At 67.1% G+C, this 6,134-nt stretch carries 5 protein-coding genes and 1 pseudogene; 2 read left to right on the top strand and 4 right to left on the bottom strand.

All coding sequences use genetic code 11. The features are described from left to right. Positions 1–132: 132 nt before the first annotated feature. On the top strand, positions 133–1,440 hold the full coding sequence (locus ACPYO6_RS16775; protein WP_425713489.1) for an ISL3 family transposase: 1,308 nt from the start codon (positions 133–135) through the stop codon (positions 1,438–1,440). Between the two features lie 129 nt (positions 1,441–1,569). On the opposite strand, the gene ACPYO6_RS16770 is transcribed toward ACPYO6_RS16775, so the two are convergent. Further along, positions 1,570–2,604, bottom strand: a complete 1,035-nt coding sequence (locus ACPYO6_RS16770; RefSeq protein WP_425715933.1) for an ABC transporter permease — start codon at positions 2,602–2,604, stop codon at positions 1,570–1,572. Between the two features lie 24 nt (positions 2,605–2,628). Beyond that, complete coding sequence (locus ACPYO6_RS16765) at positions 2,629–3,705, bottom strand: substrate-binding domain-containing protein (protein ID WP_425715932.1); 1,077 nt, start codon at positions 3,703–3,705, stop codon at positions 2,629–2,631. Between the two features lie 152 nt (positions 3,706–3,857). Here ACPYO6_RS16765 and ACPYO6_RS16760 point away from each other — a divergent pair, with 152 nt between their 5' ends. After that, on the top strand, positions 3,858–5,066 hold the full coding sequence (locus ACPYO6_RS16760; protein WP_425715931.1) for an ROK family protein: 1,209 nt from the start codon (positions 3,858–3,860) through the stop codon (positions 5,064–5,066). Between the two features lie 13 nt (positions 5,067–5,079). Here ACPYO6_RS16760 and ACPYO6_RS16755 read toward each other — a convergent pair whose 3' ends face one another. Together ACPYO6_RS16755 and ACPYO6_RS16750 are read right to left on the bottom strand one after the other, a co-directional pair. Further along, positions 5,080–5,364: a hypothetical protein gene (locus tag ACPYO6_RS16755; RefSeq protein ID WP_425715930.1), complete on the bottom strand. Its 285-nt coding sequence runs from the start codon at positions 5,362–5,364 to the stop codon at positions 5,080–5,082. A gap of 576 nt (positions 5,365–5,940) precedes the next feature. Further along, positions 5,941–6,134 (bottom strand): annotated as a pseudogene (locus ACPYO6_RS16750) (hypothetical protein); the annotation flags it as partial.

The raw sequence follows: 6,134 nt of genomic DNA, 5'->3' as shown, positions 1-6,134 counted from the left end.
GGCTCTTCCGGATTGAGGGTGTAGACGGCCTGGCGCGGTGGTGAGCGAGGTGCCGGCGTGTCAGCGTCCAGATAGGGGTCGAGGTCTTCCGATGATGGGGGTTCTCACGCCACCCACCGGGAAGACCTCGACGTGCCTGACGCTACCTTCGCCCGCCCTGATCTGACCACGTTCGCTCGTCTGGACGAGCTCGGCTTGGAGGTCGTCGGCCAGCGCATCGAGCCTGGTCGGGCGGTCCTGGCCTGCAGGGTCGTCGAACCGGACAGCTGGTGCCGGCGGTGCGGGTGCGAGGGCGTCGCGCGGGACACCGTCACGCGCGAGCTCGCTCACGAGCCTTTGGGGTGGCGTCCCACGACGCTGGAGGTGAGGGTGCGTCGGTACCGGTGCACGGGCTGCGGGCACGTGTGGCGTCAGGACACGACCGCCGCGGCCGAGCCGCGCGCTCGGCTCTCCCGCCGCGGGTTGCGGTGGGCGCTGGAAGGGATCGTGTGCCAGCACTTGAGTGTCGCTCGTGTCGCCGAGGGGCTGGGGGTCTCGTGGAACACCGCCAACGCCGCGGTCCTGACCGAAGGACGCCGCGTCCTCATCGATGATCCGACCCGGTTCGACGGCGTCAGCGCCATCGGTGTCGACGAGCATGTCTGGCGCCACACCCGCCGCGGCGACAGGTTCGTGACCGTGATCATCGACCTCACCGCTGTTCGCGAGGGGACCGGCCCGTCCCGGCTGCTGGACATGGTCGAGGGCCGCTCGAAACACGCCTTCAAGCAGTGGCTCGCGGGCCGGCCGCAGGACTGGCGCGACGGGGTCGAGATCGTCGCGATGGACGGCTTCACCGGGTTCAAGACCGCCGCCGCCGAAGAGCTGCCCGACGCGGTCGCCATCATGGATCCTTTTCACGTGGTCCGCCTCGCTGGCGACGCGCTCGATGACTGCCGGCGCCGTGTCCAGCAGGACACCTGCGGGCACCGGGGCCGCAAGGGCGATCCGCTCTACGCCGCCCGCCGGACCCTGCACACCGGCGCCGACCTGCTCACCGAGAAGCAGTCCCAGCGCCTGGAGGGCCTGTTCGACGGCGACACCCACGTAGCGGTCGAGGCCGCCTGGGCCGTCTACCAGCGCATGATCGCCGCCTACCGCGTCCCCGACCGCGCACATGGTCGCCAGCTCATGGCCCAGCTCATCGCCTCCGTCAGCTCCACCGTGCCAGCCGCCCTGACCGAGCTGCGCAAGCTGGGCAGGACCCTGAAGCGCCGCGCCGCCGACGTGCTCGCCTACTTCGACCGGCCCGGCACGTCCAACGGCCCCACCGAGGCCATGAACGGCAGGCTCGAGCACCTGCGCGGCTCGGCCCTCGGCTTCCGCAACCTGACCAATTACATCGCCCGATCACTACTCGAGACGGGCGGATTCCGACCCCAACTACACCCTCGAATGTGAAGAGCCCGTAAAGATCCAGATCTACCCCGTCGGCGGCAACGACCGCTCCGTACGTCTTCACCAGGCCGCGGACAGAGAGGATCGGAGTTCGCGTTGGCGTCGTCTCGACGCTTGTCACGTCGGTGGTCGTCATCGCCGTCCCGCCCTTCTGATCCACTGGTCGAGGCTTACGGCGGCGATGATGAGCACACCGATCGCCAGGGTCTGCCAGAGGACGTCGACCCGCGCGAGCGAGAGCCCGTTGCGAAAGATCCCGACAATCAGCGCCCCGATCAGTGAGCCCAGCAGGCGGCCACGCCCTCCGAACAAACTCGTGCCGCCGATGACCACGGCGGTAATCGAGTCCAGGTTCGCGTCAACAGCCGAGTTCGTCGTTGCGGCACCGACGCGTCCGATGAGCACCCAGGCCGACAGGGCAAAGATCACGCCGGCGCTGATGTAGACGCTGAGGAACGTGCGGGTGGTACGAATCCCGGCGAGCATCGCAGCCGAAGGATCGTCGCCGATGGCGTACACGTGCCGTCCCCACGAGGTCTGCGAGAGGACATAGGCGCCGACCGCATACATCACGAGTACGAGCAGCACACCCGCGGTCAGCCGGAACGGACCGACCGAGATCGAGCTTGAAGTCCACGTGAGGAAGGACCCGAGCTGGTCGCCGCGGATCGAACGGCCGCCACTCATCATCAGCCCCAGCGCGGTGAAGATGCCCATCGTGCCGAGAGTGACGATGAACGGCGGCAGCTTGAGCACGGCAACGAGCACCCCGTTGAGGAGGCCCGCGGCCGCACCAGCGGCGATGCCGACGACGAAGGCGATGCCACCCGGCACATCCATCTCGCCGGCCAGCGTCCCCATGACCATCGCGACGAAGATCATGATGGCACCGACCGAGAGATCGATCCCCGCCGTAAGGATGATCAGGGTCTGGCCGACGGCAAGGGCCGCGATGATCGCTACCTGTTGGAGTACGAGCGAGAGGTTGCTCGGCTGCAGGAATCGGTCGTTGATCAGCGCGAAGACGAGCACCGCGCCGACCAGGACGACGAGCGGGCTTATCGTCGGGTTCCGGTGCAGCAGCTGTTGCAGCCTCTGCAGTGGGGAGAGCTTTCGACTCTTGAAGAACTCTGCCGCTGTCTGCGGCTCGGCTTCAGTCGTGGTCACGGCGTCGCTCCTCGAACGGATTCCTTACCAGCACAGTTCGGAGCCCTCGGTGGTGTCGATGCTGTCGAGTCCGTCAACCGCCTCGTCCGTGACGAGGGCCGTGCCGGTGTTGACGAAGTCAGATCCCTCGGTGGGTTCGGGCAGGGTCCCGTCGTCGAGCCACTGAACGACCGCCTCGATGCCCTGCAGCCCCATCTGGAAGGGGTACTGCTGGGCGACCGCTCCAAACTCTCCGGCCGCGACCGAGTCGACGCCGGAGCAGCTGCCGTCGAGCGAGACAACGAGAGCGTCTGTGTTGCCAGCGGCCTCAAGCGCCTGGACGGCGCCGACACCCGAAGTCTCGTTCGCGGTGTAGACGACATTGATGTCGGGGTTCAGTGACAGGCAGTTCTCCATCGCCGTGCGGCCGCCATCCTCGGAGCCGTTCGACGCCTCGTTGCAGACGATCTCGTACTCGCCGGCGCTGTACTCGCCAGTCGCAGACTCGTCGCCGTTGGTCTCGGGATCCGCGATGTCGATCCCCATCCCGTCGAGGAATCCCTGACCACGCTGGTAGTCGACGGACACAATCTTGTCGTCGAAGAGGTTGATGAGCGCGATGGTGGCCTGCTCTCCGTCGAGCGACCCCGCCGCCCACTGGCCGATCAACTGCCCGGCCTCGAAATTGTCTGTCGCAAGCGTTGCGTCAACCGCATCCACCGGGTCGGTCGGCGTGTCCAACGCGAGGACGAGCAGTCCCTCGTCACGCGCACGCTCGATGGCATCGTTCACCGCGGGTCCGTTGTTCGCGATCAGGATCGCGCTGTCGCCGCGAGCGATCGCATCCTCGATCGCCTGAATCTGGCCATCCGCGTCGGACTGGTCAGCACCCGCCGCAACGGTGAGCTCGATGCCGGCGTCAGCGGCGGCCTCCTCGGCACCCTCGACCATCGCGGTCCAGAAGTGGTTGTCCGGGTCCTTCGTAATGATGGTGACGTAGGTGGTTGATCCGTCGCCACCGGCCTCCGCATCGTCGGAGGAACAAGCGGTCAGTGCAAGCGCGGCGACGGCGAGACCGGAAAGAACGGCCTGCCCGCGGCGCCGGTGCGTGGTTCGGGTCATCTCAGCTCCTGTGGTGAGGGTCGACGCGCTCTTGCATCGACGATCGGTACATTGCCACTTCTGACTTCGAACGTCAATTCTGTTACTGTCGCCGTCATAAGGGGGTGGTGATCGTGCATCGAGGCGCGACGACGCGCGCTAGCGTCATGACCATGGACACCGACGTCTCTCCTCAGGGCTGGCTTCGCGACAGCCCTGGGGCGGTGTACCAGCTGTTTCGGCACCACCTGACCCCACTGACCAAGTCGGACGTCGCCAGGCACTCCGGGCTATCGAGAAGTGCGATCAACGCGCGAATCGCACCTCTCATCGACTCCGGTCTGCTCGGGCCGGCCGATACTCAGGGGGCCACGGGCGGCAGACCCGCCGAACGATTCGAGCTGAACGCAGGCTGGGGGCTCCTGCTGATCGCCGACATGGGCGCCACAGCCATCCGAGCTGCCGTCTGCGACCTGCGCGCCACGTTCCTTGCCGAGAAGACGGCGCCGGTCGACATTACGAGCGGCCCGGAAGCGATCCTTGCCGTCATCGGTGGGATGTTCGATGAGCTGCTCGCGTCAACCGGGCGGCTCCCAGCCGACGTCGTCGGGGTCGGTCTCGACGTTCCGGGCCCCGTCGATCACGAGCTCGGCCGCGTCGTACGACCTCCGATCATGCCGGGGTGGCACGACTACGACATCCCCGCCTTCTTCAAGGATCGCTTCTCTTGCCCCGTGCTGGTCGAGAAGGACACCAACGCGATGGCGCTCGGGGAGCAGAGCCTCAACCACTCGGCGATCTCCGACCTCGTCTTCGTCAAGCTGGGGACCGGCATCGGTACGGGAATGGTCCTGCGGGGGAGCATCTATCGCGGCGCCGACGGCGCAGCCGGGGACATCGGGCACATCCCGATCGAGAGCCGTTCAGACGAAGGGTCGCCGCCCATCTGCCGATGCGGCAACTACGGGTGCCTCGAGGCATATGTCAGCGGATGGGCGTTCGTCCGGGAGCTTGAATCATCCGGGTTCGACGTCAAGAGCGTCGACGACGCAGTACAGCTCATTCGGGCGAGGGAACCAGCCGCCGTTGAGCTCGTACGCCGGTCAGCGGATGTGATCGGCACGTCGATCAGCCACCTGGTCAACATCGTGAACCCGCGACGCATCGTTATCGGGGGACAGATCGCCGGCGTCGACGACAGCCTCATCGCGGGGATTCGCGAGACGGTGTACCGACGCTCACTCCCCCTCGCCACCCGGGATCTCGAGATCGTGCCGAGCACCCTCGGATCGCGCGCCGGCGTGTACGGGCTCGCGCGCCTCGTCCTCGACGATGTCCTCGTCCCCGAACGGATCGACCACATTCTCTCCATGGTGGCCTGACGCCCGTCCACGATCACTCGTCGCTAACGTCGCCCGCTCCGTACCGCTGACGGGCTGCCTCGCCCGTCGTACCGATCGCATCGCCGACCTCTCGCCACGAGAGTCGCTGCGCTCGGGCACCGCGCACCGCATCGGCCAGCTCCCGCTCGGCGACGCCACGACGCCATGCAGCGAGCTTGACCGCCAACACGGGCGGGAGCGGCGCACCCTCGTCGCCGGGCGCAGGCTCATAGTTCTCGAAACGGTCCGCGAACTCGTCAGCGCGAGCCTTGATCTCCTCGATGGAACGTCGGGTCATCGTCAGTCACCTTGCCGAAAGGGTCCGGACGCGTGGGCTGATCGGGCACCGACGCGCGCGGTCGATCGCCGTTTCGGAGACTCGGTGCCCCTGGGCGTCGGCGATGATGAGCAGCTCACCCTCCATGTCGCAAGGTTACTTGCGACGCGCCGACCTCTGCGAGTGAACGAACGTCGCTCTCCTCGCGGGATGCCCCTGGGGGCGGGGGTGTTGTTCACCGCGGGAACTATGCATCACAGTGCTATTTGAAGCGAAGCTATTCATGACACTGGCATGTGCAGATCCGCGCGGGAAGCACACCCCTCCCCCTCCGCCGTTCGATGGGCAGGGCAGCTCGTCCCGGAGCCGTTGGCTCGCGCTTCCGGGCCGACCCGCCCGGGTGCGCGACCCACTCGAGGTGAGATGCGGCGTCGTCGGATATCGCCATCCCCGATGGCGCCCCGTGAACGACCGAGCGCTCCCCCACCCTGATCGGGTGGAGGAGCGCTCGATGTGTGTCGGACCGGAATCCGCTCACTCGTCAAGAGGACGTCCGCTCACTCGCCATGAGGGCGAGGCGGGCGCATCCCTCCTGGATCAGCGGCGGACACCCAGGGTGTCGGAGCCGTCGCCGTCCCAGTCGCCGACGAAGACCTCGTCGCCGGAGCGGCCGTAGTGCTGCTCGATCTCGGCCCAGCCACCCTCGAGGGCGTTGGACATGAGGTAGCGGTTGCCGCGACGCGAGGCGAACGTGTCGTTGCCGTCGCCGTCCCAGTCACCCACGAGCACCT

The sequence above is a fragment of the Georgenia sp. Z1344 genome, assembly GCF_049856295.1.
Classification (GTDB): domain Bacteria; phylum Actinomycetota; class Actinomycetes; order Actinomycetales; family Actinomycetaceae; genus JB111.
The sequence above is the reverse complement of the archived record's forward strand: the minus strand, read 5'-3'. Positions and strand labels throughout refer to the sequence as shown.

Bases quoted from the DNA above. Each gene is read 5' to 3' on its own strand.
- ACPYO6_RS16765 (WP_425715932.1), bottom strand. From the start codon at position 3,705: ATGACCCGAACCACGCACCGGCGCCGCGGGCAGGCCGTTCTTTCCGGT.
- ACPYO6_RS16760 (WP_425715931.1), top strand. From the start codon at position 3,858: ATGGACACCGACGTCTCTCCTCAGGGCTGGCTTCGCGACAGCCCTGGG.
- ACPYO6_RS16755 (WP_425715930.1), bottom strand. From the start codon at position 5,364: ATGACCCGACGTTCCATCGAGGAGATCAAGGCTCGCGCTGACGAGTTC.